This is a genomic window from Parvularcula bermudensis HTCC2503 (genome assembly GCF_000152825.2).
GTDB lineage: Bacteria > Pseudomonadota > Alphaproteobacteria > Caulobacterales > Parvularculaceae > Parvularcula > Parvularcula bermudensis.
Genome location: NC_014414.1, coordinates 1317370 through 1333897, shown reverse-complemented (window position 1 = coordinate 1333897; position 16528 = coordinate 1317370). Strand labels below are relative to the sequence as shown.

Sequence of the window (16528 nt, the reverse complement as noted above, 5' to 3'; positions counted from 1 at the left end):
AATTGAGGGCTCACCCGTCCAATGAACGGATCGGCCCCCCCATCAAAGCGCGGTAGATCACGCCCAGCTTACGCCGCATGATGTCAATAGCGGGGATCAGGACGACAACCGTAATACCATAGATGAGGAGGCTCGATCGCGGGATAATCCCAGTAGTGATCGCCTTCCATGCCATGACAATCACAATAGGGTGGAGCAGATAGATCAACAAACTTTGCTCACGCCCCATTTTGGATAGCCATTCGGGGGTGCGATGCCCGTAGCGGATAGCCAGGAGAAAGAGGCACGGCGCCAATAGGCACGATGTGGCGAGGAGTTCGGCATCCGCAAAGGGCGGATGCATCCGACCGAGTACCCAACTCTCAATCGCAGTCAGAACCAAGAGGGCGGCTGTCAGGGTGAGCAGCCAGCGGCCCAAGCGCAGAGTCTCGCGTCGTCGCCCAATCAATACGCCGATCCACACAAAGCTCACCCCGCTGAGTTGTCGCATAATGACTTCAGCCTTGCGGAACTCCGGCGCCTCGATCGCCAAGTAGGAGACGATCACAAATCCCAGTAGGATGAGAACTGCCACACCGCTAATGAGCCCCCCCTCGACCCGGTCATAGGCGGCAAGAAATAACTGCGCCATAATGAGACTTGAAAGAAACCAGAGATGATAATTGGTCCCTAAAAGGAGGAATTCCACCCCCACACCTTCTATTGGTGTTTCTACATATCTAAGGAAATGGAGTGGGAGGAAGAGAACACAGGACAGGGCGAATATTCGGACCAGTCGCGAAAGGCCTTTGAGTGAAATTCTCAACTCGCCATCCCGCCCGACCAGGAAGTATCCCGAGGCGATAAAGAAGAAGGGGACGCACCACCGGCAAAACGCTCGGATCAATTCGCCTGCGCCATAGGGAAGCTCATCATATGCGCCGACATGAATCGCGATGACTCCTATGGCGGCCAATAAACGTCCGGCATCGACCCCCTCTTCGCGCCTTGTCAGATCGCTGTGCGCCCCTTGACCGGAAGTCATATCCCCCACCCCTCGCACCGTTTACAGACGTCATGAGCGCCACCGGCGCTCATTCAAGCTCGATATCGCTCGGGGTCAGCTATAGCCAAGACGGCGATTAACGTCCCCGCAGATCCGCTCAAAAGTCGACGTATACTCCTCCGACCAATCAAGCTTACGGCTTGTCGGATCGAAACTCTCATCTGCCTCGACCGGCTCCCAGCTTACCTGACCTTTTGTTCGTTTGGAATGGGTAGAGGACCCAAGGACGGGGATTGACGCAAGATCTTCCTCAGAAGGCGGACGATCAAGACCACCGATCCAATCGGTGAGCGACGAGATCGTATCCTTCGGATGTCTTACGCACTGTTCGTACTGGACGTATCTGACTTTCTCTTCGGGTAAGGCCGCGCGAACTTCAAGCATCTTCTCCGCGGCGGCTTTGAATTCGAGACAAATGTCTTCGAAGGTGCGCCCCAGTATTTGTTGCGCGAATGTGCGTTTGAAGCTGTCGACGACGTACCGTCCATCCCGTGCTATCAGGATGTACTGATCCAACGGGAAAACCGTGGAAAGAAGATCGAGATTGAACGCATGCGGCTCCTTTATAAGAGTCACACTGTCGTCAGGCGCCAGATCGAGCAGTCGGTTTCTAAGCCCCGACACACTAAAGGTCATCCACTCCATCGGCTGGAACGCTTCTGCGCTGGGGGAATGGAGACGACCGATCATTCGCCGCGGCTCGTCATAGACTTCCGGTGCAGCGAGCACCGGAAGCTCATCGAAGGGTATGGCCGATTTCACGATTTGCGGATGCCGCAAAAGAAGCTCGAAAAGATAGTTCGTCCCGCTGCGCGGCATCACCCCGTATAGAAAGATCATGCGCTTGTTCGGTGGGCTTACCTGCGCAGAACTGGCGACATTGCGTAAATGCGTGCGCTCTGCATCGGACAGCACCGTCGACCGGTAGCGGCGCCCATCGAAGGTCGGTCGGCGCAGAGCTCGGTTCAGAACGAATTGCGGTTTGAAGACCTTGAGATGGAAATATCGTTCACTATCAAGCATTGAGTGTCCCTCAACCCTCGGGAACGCAAAAAATGGGCCGACACGGCGGGGCCATCCGCCCAGTCGGCCCTGTAGGAGCCATGGACGCCTGTGATCACTCACTCTTTTCTGTAATCGCAGCACGCATCCCTCCCTGAGACTGAAACTCTATTCAGGGTTGTTCCGTTGAGCAATCGATAAGCTCAAGGGATTTTTGGGGCGACACGCGCCGCCGAAAAAAACCGGTTACCAAACCGATGGCGGCAACATTCCACGCCGCGAGCGAATAAATGCCCAAGGACAGGCTTCCCCGCCGCCACCACAGGAAGCCGATCGGCGCGAGGATCAGACCAAGACTGACCCAGAGGGAAAGCAGGCCCGCACTGACAACAATGGCCACCCACCAAGCCATGACCACAAGCGCGTTCCGAATATGCCCAAGTCGCCGCAACACGATCCCCAAATGCGGGCGGCCGAGGGCCCCCCGCAGAACCTCCCCCGGCGCTCCAGCATAGCCGCTCTTTAGCCGTCTAAGGAGCAAACGATAACCACCGACTTGATGGCCGTAATGAAGGACCCCTGGACGGCCGAGGCGAACGAGCCGCCAGCCCCGGCATCGTAGCCGTGCCGCCAGATCGAACTCCTCGAACGCATGAAGATTACGATCAGCGAAAAAATCCGCCGCCTCGACAGCAATCCGCCGGTAAAGACCGCCGCAATCGAGACGGTCGACATCCCGTTCCGCCGCCTCTGCCGCCGCTGCCCACGCTTGGGCCCGGATCTGAAACCCTTCGCCATCCGTATTCACTTCACGAACCGCGCCGCCGACACCTGCCACATCGGGATGGTTCTCTAGGAAAGTGAGGGCTTCTTGGATAAACCCAGGCGCCAATTCCATATCGCCGTCGAGGAGATAAAAATACTCCCCACGCGCCGCTTGGAATGCCAATTGCGCCCCGGCCCCACAACATCGTTCATCGGTATTCTTCAGCTGAACGATCCGTATAGGATAGGTTTGTGCGATGGCGATGGTTTGATCGGTCGACCCTGAATCCGCGAGCACAACCTCGCCCTCAATCCCCTCAAGGGAGGAGAGAGCACTCTCGATAGCCTGGGCGATTTTCGCTTCTTCGTTCAGCGCCTTGATACCGATGGTCAGTTTCATGCGGCTCTCATTCGATTTTAGTTGCTTGTGCTGCGGTCATCACCCCGGGGTCGCTCGCCGAGTCCTGGACCTCTTGCCGCATCGTGGCGCGACGTTTCAGGGCGCGTTGTATAATGGCGGCGGCGAACACGACCTCTCCCCCCAAAATACCGACGACGGACCATACCGGACCATTGAGGACCGTTAACACCGGAACCAAGAACAACGAGACGCCCGATGAAAAAATCGAAGCAAAGGCCAACATTTTGAAATAGCCGCTGGATTGAAGAAAGATATTATCAGGTACGCGGACAATGCGGACAGCCGCAATTGACAGCCACAGAGTGGCCACGATCTGCAAGGTTCTGAGATCATATTCGGCAGGGAACACCAGGGCCGGGAAGAAGGCAAAGAGCAGGAAGGCGAGGCCGACCGAGCCGATCCACACCAGAAGCAGCATCCCCCTAAACATCCACAGAGATTGACGCAGTGCCGAGAAATTCCGTTGCACGATGGTCTTGGCCATCTGCGCTCTCTCGAATTCCGACAGGGCTTTGACGATCACCATGATAGGCCTGATGATCAACGCTGCGGCAGCAATGGGGGCAAAGGCGGCGGGACCGTAAAGCGCTGTAACGATATAGGCGTGGGAATTCGACGTCGCTTCTGTCGTGATAACACCGAGCAGGGACCACCCAGCATGTTTCTTCCAGACGGCATGGTAGGACAATACAGCCTTGGGTCGCACCGCCCCGATCTGTTGCCGCCAATAGGCCGTTCCGAAAGGAATGTAGCCGGCGATGACGCTCGCCAACAGCATCCCCGAAGCCCATACGATAGAATCGATCTGTTGGACAAATATGACCGTCGTCCCAACAAACAGGGTGAGCGCGTAAACGCCATCCGATAAGGCGGTGCGGATCTGCTTACCGGCCGCATAGGCATGGGCCCGCGCCACCCATCGGACCACCACCGTCCCTGCGAAAAGGCCGAACAGCAGGGCGGCGTCCGTCCCGATGGAAAGCCACATACCTAGCCCAAAGAACAGCACAGCGACGCCAATCGACAGGACGATATTCGCACCAAGGATCGACCGGACTCGCTCCGTGGCGATCTCCTGCGTCTCTTGGTTCATCATCACCACCAGCGGTGCACAGAAGAGGGCCGACCAAATGCCGAAACAGAATTGGGAGGAAAGGATCAGGAAGGAAAAACTGCCGAACTCATCTTTGCTCAATAGACGGAGCAAAACGAGGAGCAGATAGAACTGTGTCGCCGCCGCGCCAACGGGGCCGATGGCCGCGAGGCCATAGCGATAGAGCTTGATAGTGATTTTTCCGAAACGACCGGAGGAATCAAGCACGCCGCACATCTCCGGGTGATGGGGATCGCGAAGTTACAATGTGCGTCAAGGCGGCAGCTATCACCAAGATCAAGCCGGTGGCCATGTCCCGGTCGAAAATCGTACTTTCCATAGAGTTCTGCAAGGCCACAAAGAGGGTCAGCGAGACAAGAAGGGCGCGCTGGCCCCGCTGCGGTCGGCTGCTGGCCGCAAGATTGAGGAGCGGCATGACGATAAGCGCCGCCACGGTCAGGAGAAGGCCCGGGATCCCCACCGAGAGGACAAGATCTAGATACCCATTATGCCCGTTCCCCTGTAACATGACCCAATCATCCGAATAGGCATAAATGGGACTTTGCGCTCCCGGCAGATTCCAGAAAGCGCCGTACCCCACACCCAACCACGGGTCGGTACTGGCGATCTCGACGAGAACCCGCCAAATATCAGTCCGCCCCGTGAACGCCCCACGTTGGGCGAGTATTTGGGGAATAAAATCAGTCACTGTCGACCAAAACGGCAGGCACACCGCAACGGACAGAAATGTGAGGGGGATCAGATAAAGCCGGTATCGCGTATCATAATAATATACGATCACCCCGACCAGGAGAGAGAAGATCCCCATTCCCATCGAGGTCTTAGAATTCGTTTGATAGAGGAAGAAGGCAGCCGCAAGCATGACCCCCACCCGCATCCACAAGGCATAATTTCCTCGGTGGAAGAGGAAGAAAAGGATCGTGATCACACAAATCGGCCCGCAGAAATTTTTCTGCATCAGAGCGCCCCGCCAACTCCCGACAATGCCTGGATTATTCGGCTCCCAAATCTGGTGGATCCCCAGACTGGGGAAAAAAATCACGACGATGTAGTTCAGCACCAACGTTCCCAATAGGACGAGTCTAATCGTGCTGATCGTGTCCTCGTAGCGCAGAGCCTTGACCAGGGCAAACGCCCCCCAAACCACAAGTGTCAGCAATATCACCCGACGGAGCGAGGTCGAGGGATCAATCGACCAGATGAGGGAACTCCAACACCAGGCAAGCGCCAGAACCACCGACACCGGCAGAACGAAGACCCTCACCGGATTGGTCAAATCGACGGTCAGCAGGAGTGTCAGGGCAACCACGCCGAGATAGGTAATCTGCCGCAGCGCGCTGCCTTCGCCTCCCCCAGCACTGATCGTATTGTTGATGAAGGGGGCCAGGAGTGACATCCCCATAAGGACGATCAAGAGGACTTTGAAAAGGAGGCCATTCGCACCGGCCTGCAGGAGGGGACGATCACCCTCGGCGTGTCGGACTGCTAAAGCGGGGGCGCCGCTCTGCGAGCCCCAGGCCCCTGCCCTGTGCCATACGCCACCGCCGCGCCGTGCCCTCGACACCTCGCTCATCGTCGCCCCTCCTCGGCCTGACCGCGTTTAGCTTGGCCGATCCCAAGGAACGCGCCAATCCGCTGCGGATCACGGGTGAGGGTCAGCAAGGGTCGTTCCACGAGGAAATAGGCTATCGTGCCTGCACACACCGATCCGCAAAATCCAACAACAAAGAGGAGGGGCGCCGGGAGAAGGCCCCCCGCGACCATATTGAGTTGAGCGAGGACAGAAATGACCGGCGAATGGACCAGATAGATTGAGTAAGACGCGTTCCCGATCACCAGCAAGGCCCGCATCGGCGTCCAACTGACCCTGTCTTTCTCCCAAAGAACGACGCCCAGGATCAAGGCGGCGAAGATCACCGCCAGAAGGACCAATTTGACGGGGTCGTCCATGGCAAGCTTGATACGGTCATCGACACCGCCGCTGACAAGGGCAATGCCCAAAGCCAACGCCGCAATGCCGGTGATCCCTGCGCCATAGGAAGCCGGAACCCGCTTTGCGAGCACGGCAACCCCCATGCCGACGAGGAAATAATAATTCCACGCGTGGAACACATAAAGCTCACTGAAGGGCAGGAGGAAGGTGTTGACCGTGATGGCCCCCGCCCAGAGCAACACGACGATGGCGCCGACCCTTTGGTGCAGGATCAACGTCAGGAAAATCAGATAAAATCCAACCTCGTAAAAGAGGGTCCACGCCACCTGTAGCGGCGCGATAATGTCCGCCGCAACGGGCAGGAGCGTGTAGCTCGCCACCATGTTCGGCAGCTCCCATGAAAAATCGGGATGGCCGATCCCCACTGCGGCGGCCGCGACGAACACCGAGGTATAAACCCAGTAGACGGGATAGACGCGGATGAAGCGACGCCACAAATATCGTCCTGCCCTATCCGGACGCCCAAAGTCGGCCGCATGGGCGTAAAAAATAATGAAGCCGCTGAGCGCAAAGAAGAAATTGACGCCGATCCAGCCCTTGGTCGCAATCCCCTCAAGCAGAACGGCACCGCCATATTCAGGCTGCGCCACAATCAAATGCGTGTGATAGAAGGCGACGGCAACGGCTGCGATGCCGCGCAGGATTTGAAGGCTCGCAAGGGTCTGCCGGGCGGGAGGCGTTGCAGGGGAATTCCCGATCAGGCTTTGCGTCGTTGCACTCATACCCACCCGCTGACATTGCCCGCTATCCCTCGCCCTGTTTCAACCCACAATCACGGCCTGACAAGGGAATGAGGCAGAAGCGACAGCTCACACTGTGTCGTCTTTGCGTTTTCTCTCAATAGACCAGGGCAGAGACGCCGACGATGGGGAGTATGCGACCGACTGGAGCACTTTCTCAACGGCGTCTACGACAATTTCCCAACCGTAATCCACCTGGACCTGCGGGGCCGCAGCGGCGGCCTGCTGCCTCAGCTCTTCGACATCCGCTACCGTCAAGAATTGTGCCGCTTCGTCGACGGGCGACTCCGCACTGACAATGCTGCCCGTATAGGTTTTGACCATCTCCTTCGCCCCTTCCAATCCGATGCAGAGGGGGAAGACACCGCAGGAAAGCGCTTCGAGGACGATCAAAGGGTAGGAATCAATCGTCGAGAGATGCAACAAAATATCGGCACGCCGCAACTCGGTGAGGAGGTCGTCGAATTTGAGGGAGCCGAGCAATTCGACCTCTTCTTGAAGCCCGAGCCGCTCGATTTTGTCCCGCAAAGCTCCCATCGTTTTCTCGTCTGCCCCCCCGGCGATCTTGGCCGAAAACGGCACACCGACAGCACGGAGGTGGTCACACACATCGAGAAAGGCAAAACTGCCCTTATTCACCGACAGCCTCGCCGCATGGATGAGGCGCAAAGGACCAGTCTTTGCGGGCAAGTCTTCGGCCGCGGCACTAAAAATTTGATGCGGCAGGAAGGTCCGCACCGTTGTCGTTGCAACCTTTTCAGGGAACGCCACCTCCAGGGTCTGGGTCCGGGAAATCAGGGCGATGTGATCGGCGAGCGAGAGCAACCGCCGGCTCCAGATCCGCAATCTTGGATTCTGTTGGGACCGCCACGCGCCCCCCAGATGCGGCGTGACCACGACCTTAAACCCCAAGGCTTTGGCGAAGACGAGAAAAAAGAGATCAGGGAAATTGACGTAGTTAAGCCATATCGCGTCGATAGATCGAAAGCGATATCCGATCAAAGAAAAAAGGCTGCCAAGGAAGGGCCCCAACCGCAATAGGGAAAGATAGCCAGTGTGGGTAGGGACGACGTGAATATTGTGCTCGGTGAACTGACAAAATGCCTCTTTCGCCCGAGAGATGTAGAAATAGACTCCCCCGAGCAGTCTAGGGGAGCCCCCGAGAAAAACAAAATTCATCGACACGTACGTCCGTTATGGGCGAAGCAAAAATCATGAACATCGTCAGCGGAGATGAGAGAGTACAGGTAACTGCCTGATGCCAACAAGGTCGCACAACAACGCCCCCCCTTTCGCCGAAACCATAAAAACCCACCCTCCTCTTGAAGAGGGAGATTTCTTAGCCCAAACCCTTCCCAGCCGCCAAAGATGACATAGCCTAGCTAATGGTCATAAGTCTGTCGAGGAATGGATAGCAATTAATGAATACCAAATTGCTAAGAAAAGCAGCTGTCTGACACAGCTGCCTGGCCATGGTTGATAGCTCAGGTCAGCCCAAATACCAATCCATGATTACATCGTCAGCGGCGATATCCGCGAGATCGGTCTGGACGATCTCTGCGCCTGTTGTGCTCCAATCCGCCGCGAAAGTCTGCGTCAGGACGCTGCCCTCGTCGACTTTCACATATTCACCCCCCTGGCTCTGACTGTTGCCGTCGAAGAATTGGATCGACAGCCCATCGTCAACCCTTGTCGCGATCTGAAAGGATTTCTCCCCGCTCACCAAGTCGTGGGAGAAGAGCTTCGCCTTTCCGTCCTCGACACGGAAGATTTCATGCTTCGTCGCCGTCCAATCCTCATCATAATGATAGATGGTGGTCTGATGGCCCATCTCCAGGACCTCAGCGCCTACAAACTCCCATTTATCATTGTAATGAAAGTGGAATTCTTTGTCGCCGTTCACGCGAACGGCGGTCACGGACTGTAACTTCCAGTCGGCGTCATATTCCTTGTAGACCGTTTTATCCGCTGTGGTCATCTTAACGGTGGTGGAGGTCGTTACGCTTGTGACGGCCCAGTTTGCATCGAAACGATAGGCAGTGACGTCGCTACGGCTTTCGCCCATTTGATCACGAATGGCTTCGGACAAATTGTCGACTTTGACCGAGAGGGATTTATCGACGTGATGTTCTCCATCGGTGGCACGAACAATCACGTCATAGATATTGTCGCCTCCTTGATCCTCGGGACGCTCCCAGTCGGGTGCCGCGAGGAAAGAGAGGTCCCCCGTCTCGGTATCGATGCGGAAGAGATCGGCATCAGCCCCCCCGGCGATTGAGTAGATGACCTCGGATCCGTCAGCATCTTGAGTCGACAGGCGCGCAATGTCTGTGGTTCCCTCATCGACCTGGAACGTCTTCTGGCCCGCCGCCTCGTCAAAAATAGGGGCATTGTCATTGACGTTATCGACCGACACGAAAACCGTCTGATCCGCCGTCACCCCCTCTGGCGTTGCCGCCCGAACAATCACTTCGAACGGGGTGTCACGGCCCAACAGCGCCGGCGTGTCATAATCAGGCGCCTCCTTAAACCGTAGAGCGCCGGTGACAGCGTCGATGGAAAAGAGGGCCTGATCAGCCCCACCGAGGAGGGAATAGCGAACCGCCCCCCCATCCGACCGCGTGGCCTCGACGATCGTCACATCGGTCTCATTCTCGTCGACCGCCAGGTCGAGGGCCTCACCGTCATGCGAGAAGAGGAGCTCGACCGCTGGGGCTGGGATAGCTTCTTCGCCTTGCGTGTTGCTGTAGGTAAAGGCGAAATTTGTCGGCCGCAGGGTCAAGGGATCGACCCCGACCAAAAAGACCTTCGTGTCTCTGAACGTGACCAAGGTCCCCGCCACGCCGTCGACCACCTCATGGCTCATATCGAAACCGGTGGAGGAGGTATTGGCGTACCGGAAATCAAGGACGTCTTGGGCCACATCGAAATCGGTAACGGTGTCGAAACCGCCGTGTTCAACGACGATGATGTGGTCGATGCCGTCGCCGGTCGTGATCTGATCTGCGCCGGCGCCCCCCTGAACCGTGTCATTCCCCGCGCCGGTATCCAGAATGTTGCCCTTCGCCTTTTTGGCATCAACGATATCATCGCCCGCACCGGTGGCGACCGTGTGATTGCCGCCGCTTAAGGTGATATAGTCTTTGTCCGACGTACCCTCAATATCTTCGCCCCACCCTGAAACGGTGCTGGTGATATACTCACCATTCGCAATACCATTCTTCAGGTCGAAGATCAGGGCACCATCCGTCCACAATGTTTCTGCCCAAGAGAAGGTCTGATAATCGTTGGGGATCGCATTGTTCACGACCCCAAAGGCTTCGGCTTCATACCGGACGCCATCCACCTCGACATAATCGACATAGAGACCCGTGCCTTTGTCGGGGTTTTCGAAGAAGACACTGAGTACCGACGGATCGGCATCGGCGACGGTGAAGTGATACTCCCCGAAATCTCCCTTCCGCACATTATGCTCGACCGTGACGAGGCCGACTGTCTGGCCATCAAGAGCGACAAGCATCGTTGGGGTAACGACATCATTCGACTTGCCTGAGACGCGTACGGTAATATCCACTGTGTCTTCTGAGGGGCTCTCGGCACTCAGACTAGCGAGGGCGAATGACGCTTCTTGGGTGCCGCCGCCAAAAGCGTCCGCAACAAGGTCGTAGGCGTCATTTCCCTGAACCGAATAATCGCCCTCATGCCCTTCGGCGATATTCCATCCCCAAAAGAACGTCCCCTGAAACCAGTCTCCCTGCTCGCCCCAAGCGCGCATGAAGCCTTCGTAGAGAGCAGTCTGCACGTCATCATTGGCCGCGCCCTCCATGGCATAATTGCCGGGCGCCGTCGCCGCGCCTTCGATACTCCGAAAGCCCACTTCGGTAATGATTACCGGCTTGTCGTATTTCTCCGACAACGCCTTGGTATAATCGACCACCGACAGGCCGCCAAAGTTCTTTGAGGCATAGGCGGCACCAGGCGATGTCCACGCATCGTAGACCTCATCGGCTGTAGGGACGTCTTTGTCCGAAAGGGGGAAATACGCATTGACCCCGATAAAATCGAGTTTATCGAGAAACTCGATCTCGTTCAGGCGCCAATATTGAGAGGCGAGCGTGATCTGTCCCGAATAAACCTCCCGCACCTCAGCGATAAGCTCGAGCCAATGTTCTGTATACGCGCCGCTAGTAATCGTCTGCAACTCGTTGGCGATCGAGAACATCTCGACATTATTCGCCTCAGCGATCCGCGCGAAATTGAGAAGCTCAGCCGTATAGGAGTCAAACCACGCGTCGGCATCCTCAGGCGCCCAGGTTCCTGAAAAACTGCGATCATGGGAATTGATATGGGGCTTCAGCATGACCTGAAGGCCGCGGGCATGCGCCGTCTTGATCATCAGATCGACGCTGGCGAGGCTCTCAGTCTGGTCTTCTGAATTATAAACATGGCTGGCGGTCGCGCTGTCCTGCCATAGCCGCGGGGTCAGAGCGATTGAATTGGCGTTCATGGCGACCGCTTCGTCCAGACCGAGCTGCGCCCCCGCGCGCTGCCAAAGCTCCCCCCCAAAGGAGTCAAAACTCACCCCATTGAACGTGCGATTAAAGGTGGGCCCAGCCTCAGAGGAGGGCTCCATTGCCTTGGGCGCCTCTTCCTCGACCGCGAGAAAGAGCGATGATGTGATGTCGGCATCCCCATCCTCAACGGCGGTTAGCTGGGTATAGTCTTCAGTATCGTCAGTTAAAAATTGAAGCGAATTTTGGCCAGTGTCCTGCATTTCTGCCTCATGACTTTGAATAAAGCCAAAATGCAGAAAGGCTGTAATCGCCGCGTATAAAATGAGAATTTCTTTTAGCATCATTTTATGTATTAAACTATACAGTCCGTATAAGAAAACTTGTCAAATCTATAAATGTTCTTTGCATATTATTAACCCACGAAATTGCTCTTTGGCGCCAAGGTTAAAAATGCGTCTGCGGGCCGCGCGAAAGAGACCTCTAAATTTACCATAAACGGTCTCCTAATCCGGCGATGCCGATCATGGGTGGGGGCCTGATCCCTGACAAAGCAGCGTATTCGAGAGACGACGGCCCAAAACCTCTTCTCGGCTTACCCACCGATAAGACTAACGCGGAAACCGACAAATCGGGGGCGATCCCATCCCTATTTTGTCCCATCGTGGCCAGAACGCCTCACAATTCCGAAGCAATCGCGGCCCCGTTCACAATAAATTCACCAAACCCATCGGCCTGATGATGATTGTAGCTCGGCAAAAAAAGGTGGGGATTAAGACTTTTTTTTCGCGCACCGTCGCCGGGATCTCATCCGGCCAAGCGCCCCCTAGCGCGACGGGGGCGCACCGATGATTGTCGGGCGCTTTCGCCTGGCGTCCAACGGGCAGAATAGAGGAACAGCCAAGCGCCTCTCACCCTAATTCGGGCGTCCCCCAACGATAGCGCCGGGCTCAACACGCGTGATAAGGCCAGATGCCCAAATGGTTAACAGCCGCCTCTTCCTCGGCCGCTGAGGCATCCAAGCAAGGCGCGGATATCGATCGCCGGATCGGACTACGCAGGGACGCGCAACGCCCCCGAAATTGCCCGCCACAGCATGTCATGTCCCGAGTGCGCTGGATCTCCTAATATGTCCACTGCGCTGCGTCTTCATAGGAGATATAGCCGGGGATCACGAACCCGAAATCGGGTCTGCGATTGCCCGTCATGTCACCGAAAGCGATCGTGTGATTATTGACATAATAGAGCCACAACTCACCGGCTCGACCTGTGAAATAGCGGGTCAGTCGAAAACGCTGATGCCCCGACGTCCAATAATTGGCATCGACATTCGAGAGATCGACCCGGTCTTCCGCCGTAAAATCGCACAGGCAATCCATATCTTCTGGAAGGCTGTCCTCGGCGCTGTAATAGATCATGCGATCAGACCCAGGCCCGCCGATCATCACGTCCTTCGACAGCCCACCAATCAACTCGTCATTCCCGCCGCCCCCGATGAGTCGATCCGATCCTTCCCCTCCTTCGAGGAGGTCATTACCGCCCTCCCCCATCAAGAGGTCGTCGCCGGGTCCCCCCAGGATGGCATTGCCGTTTTCGTCACCGGCAAGGTAGTCGTCTCCCGATCCGCCGATCAGATTCTCGACATTCTTCAAAATATCATCCGGCACGCCGCCAATATAGACGCGGGCGCTGTCATAGCTCGCCAAGGTGACGGACACGCTCAGCACCTGATCGGCGTAGCTGGCGGTATCGTTCCCTCTGCTGCCGCCAAAGACATCGACCCCGCCACCCCCTTGAAACGTATCGTTGCCGGAACCGGCATCGAAGCGGTTGGGTCGATCATCGCCGATCACAATGTCGTCTCCATTCCCGCCAATCACATTCTCAAGATCGCGAAGGACATCTTCCTGAATGCTCCCGACAAATGGGGCCGTGTACGCCCCTTCGGCAAGCGTCAAGATCAATGCCTTGTCCGTATAGCTGTAATCGACGGTATCATCCCCCGCCCCGCCGTCCAGCTTGTCCGGCCCGTGGCCGCCCTTCAACTCATCGTCGCCGCCATTGCCGAGCAGGATGTTGGAGCCATCGCCCCCCGAGAACATATCGGCGCCCGATCCTCCAATAGCATTCTCAATCCCCTCGATATAAAGGGTCGTTTCTCCATTAAGCGTGACCCGGGATTTGTCCGAAGGCGTCAGCGCAGCGCGAACATCCTTTGCGATCTGAGAGAAATCGACCGTGTCATAGCCTTGCCCGCCGATCAGCTTTCCCTTCGCCGTCCCCGGCCAGATATCGCCCTTGCCACCGGCCGCCACCAACACAGCATCGACGTTTTTCGCCGATTGCGAAGACGGGCCCAAGGCAACCGACATCGCCGATTGTGACCCGTAATGTTGCCGCAACGGAAAGCTGTATCGGGCAGCAAGGGTTGATTTATCCGCATCGCGATAAAGCCCAAGCTTCAAATAGGGGCCGCGAATATCGTTGAACCCCATCGGTCCCAGATAGTCGACCAAAAGCTCCCCATTACGTTCTACCCGAAGCAGACCATTCGCAAACGGGTCGATTCTGAAGGTCATATCGAACTCATACCACCGACCCCGTTCGAGATTTTTCTCATCCTCATAATGACGAAGGTAGAATGTATTTTCGGGGGTTGAGAGCTTTTCCCGTGAATAGCGGGAGATGATGCGCATCCGCTCTCCCTTGAGAGCGAGAGCAATGCCGGGACTATGACCGCGCTCCCCGACATCAAAAGTCGATTGGACTTGCGCCAAGATCAGCCAATCGGCCGTATTTGGCGCACCGGGCTCAAGCATGAAGCGGAAAGAAACCGTATAGGTTTCGCCAATCTTGAACCGGTCCTTGAAATACGCTTCGGCGCGCTCCGTCTTGTTGGCGCGTCCCACGTCATTTGCCCAAGTATCGCCAGGGCGCAGCTCGAACCGAAGACCATCCCAGGTCTCAACAGCACTCCAGGGTGCTTCGGCCGTATGCAGAACATATTCTTTGTCAACAACTGACTGAAAAACAAAAGCAAGGGCAATCGGAAATAACATCAGTTCTTAGCCACCAATAAGTCAGTTCATCACAAACAAAGGCACCAAAATGCCCTTGCGGCGTAATTGGCGCTCATTGGTCTGAGCGTCTGGATCTTATTGCTATTGCAGGCAGCGAACCCGTCCCTGCCGAACGGCGCCACATTCAACGCCCGCCCCTCCCCTAGCCGACATTGCGCCAAGAAAGAAACAGCCTTGAGCCAAGGAAGGCTCAGCCTTACCCTGCTGTCCGCTCCTTCTGACATTTGTTCTTTTTGGACGAGCATCGCGCGATATGCAATAGGCTCCCCCGGAATGGTAGGGATGCCGCGACAAACATCATCCGTCGTCTGGACGGGCCGCGGATTCTCCTGTCACAGTCTAGAGCCACCTCAGTTCAATCGATGCAGGGGAGCGTCCCCAGATCTTTGTTTTGTCCCCTTTTTTCATACGAATCGGCGCCCATTTCGCTTGATATTGCTCTACGGAGCGAGCCGATCGCGCGATGAAAGATGTCTGGGCCCGCATTGCAGCGGAGAGGCTTGTAGTGGCAGCGAATTCTACGACCCTGAAGAGGCCTCGATACGGTCAGCCGCGCGCCCCCCGCGCCCCAATCGACCATAAAGCGTAGAAAAGCGTTCAGCATACGACTTGACCGAATAGAAGTCGAAAAACCGACGCCTACCCGCTTCGCCCATATCGTGCCGCAGTGCCGGTTCATTGAGCAGTCGTGTGATCGCCTCAGCCAGAGCGTCACTGTCACCGGGGGGAACGAGTAACCCCGTCGTCTCATGATCGACTTGCTCGGGAATGGCCCCTACAGTGGTAGAAACCACGGGCACGCCATGAGCCATCGCCTCGAGAATGGAGACAGGCTGGTTTTCAGCCCTTGAAGGAAGGACGAAAATATCGGCTTTCTGCAGCAAACGCGCCACCTCCTCCTCACCGACCCACCCAAGAAAGGTCACGTCAGTGGAGGTGAGGCCAAGATGAGCCGCACGGTCCCGCGCCTGTTCGACCTCTCCATTGCCGCCAATGAGGGCTTCAAAGGCTACCCCCTGGGCCTTGAGCTGGGCCAAAGCCTCAAGCAACACATCGACCCCCTTGCGGTGGCCGACTAGCCCGAGAAAAACGATGACGGGAATTTCGGCCGGGACAGCCGGAGGCGTGCGCGGCACTTTGGGTGAAGGCACACCATTCGCAATCTCAACCACTGTACGACTGTCGAGGCACAACTCGCTCACCAACCAATTCCGCCAATAGGCGCTGAGCGCCACCACCGCGTCGGCATTTTCGAAAAAGGCCTGGATTCGTTTTTGCTGTGCGGGACTGCACTGCGCAAAGAATTCATTATAACCGCTGCCATGTAGGTGGAGGACGACCGGCTTCCCCAATCCACGCGCCACGATTGCAAAAAGACGCTTCCGCCAGGTGGAGCCCCGGGGCGCCACATTGATATGGACGACATCAACCTTGGTGAAGATCAACCGCAGCGTAAATATCGCCAAGGCGAAAGGCACGGTCAGATGCTTGAGGATCTTCGCCTCACTATAACGGGACTGTTGGGTTGAAACCTTGAATCCATTTGAGGTTTGCTCAAGCTCTCGAACGAGATAAGACATAATCCGTCCGATCCCCCCGCGACCGGCAACCCCCTGAGGCGCGACAATGAGGACGTGGACCGGCGCAATTTTCGCATGGGAAACTTGATCAACGTCAGCCGTCTCAACCATGATGAGGTTTCATCCTCCGATCACCCTTGATCCAACCGAAAACACTTATTCGACTGACATTTGCCCCTGACGCCAGCCGATCTGAGCGTGCATGAACCATATCCCTTGCCCCGCCACCAACAGATCTCCGAAATCGGACGAAAATAAGGTGGATCATCCATTTCTC

Annotated in this window: 10 protein-coding genes; all 10 read right to left on the bottom strand. The window is 56.4% G+C overall.

Annotated features, from left to right (window positions below):
• Window positions 1-10: 10 nt before the first annotated feature.
• Entirely contained in the window at window positions 11-1024 is a 1014-nt protein-coding gene (locus PB2503_RS06305) for an acyltransferase (protein ID WP_013300401.1), read from the bottom strand.
• A 75-nt stretch (window positions 1025-1099) separates the two neighbouring features.
• Window positions 1100-2068 carry a sulfotransferase family protein gene (locus PB2503_RS06300; RefSeq protein ID WP_013300400.1) on the bottom strand — a complete coding sequence of 323 codons (969 nt, stop codon included), beginning with the start codon at window positions 2066-2068 and terminating at the stop codon, window positions 1100-1102.
• Between the two features lie 151 nt (window positions 2069-2219).
• Window positions 2220-3212: a glycosyltransferase family 2 protein gene (locus PB2503_RS06295; protein WP_013300399.1), complete on the bottom strand. Its 993-nt coding sequence runs from the start codon at window positions 3210-3212 to the stop codon at window positions 2220-2222.
• A gap of 7 nt (window positions 3213-3219) precedes the next feature.
• Window positions 3220-4554 (bottom strand): MATE family efflux transporter, encoded by a 1335-nt coding sequence (locus PB2503_RS06290; RefSeq protein WP_013300398.1) that lies wholly within the window; start codon window positions 4552-4554, stop codon window positions 3220-3222.
• Complete coding sequence (locus PB2503_RS06285) at window positions 4547-5920, bottom strand: O-antigen ligase family protein (protein WP_013300397.1); 1374 nt, start codon at window positions 5918-5920, stop codon at window positions 4547-4549. The genes PB2503_RS06290 and PB2503_RS06285 overlap by 8 nt, the downstream gene beginning before the upstream one ends.
• Complete coding sequence (locus tag PB2503_RS06280) at window positions 5917-7062, bottom strand: acyltransferase family protein (protein ID WP_013300396.1); 1146 nt, start codon at window positions 7060-7062, stop codon at window positions 5917-5919. The genes PB2503_RS06285 and PB2503_RS06280 overlap by 4 nt, the downstream gene beginning before the upstream one ends.
• A gap of 87 nt (window positions 7063-7149) precedes the next feature.
• Complete coding sequence (locus PB2503_RS06275; RefSeq protein WP_013300395.1) at window positions 7150-8259, bottom strand: glycosyltransferase family 4 protein; 1110 nt, start codon at window positions 8257-8259, stop codon at window positions 7150-7152.
• A 310-nt stretch (window positions 8260-8569) separates the two neighbouring features.
• Window positions 8570-11854, bottom strand: coding sequence for a glycoside hydrolase family 113 (locus PB2503_RS06270; RefSeq protein WP_158305830.1), 3285 nt, complete (start codon window positions 11852-11854; stop codon window positions 8570-8572).
• Window positions 11855-12715: 861 nt separating this feature from the next.
• Window positions 12716-14650 carry a heparin lyase I family protein gene (locus PB2503_RS06265; RefSeq protein WP_013300393.1) on the bottom strand — a complete coding sequence of 645 codons (1935 nt, stop codon included), beginning with the start codon at window positions 14648-14650 and terminating at the stop codon, window positions 12716-12718.
• 539 nt (window positions 14651-15189) lie between these two features.
• Window positions 15190-16362: a glycosyltransferase family 4 protein gene (locus PB2503_RS06260; protein ID WP_013300392.1), complete on the bottom strand. Its 1173-nt coding sequence runs from the start codon at window positions 16360-16362 to the stop codon at window positions 15190-15192.
• Between the last annotated feature and the right edge of the window lie 166 nt (window positions 16363-16528).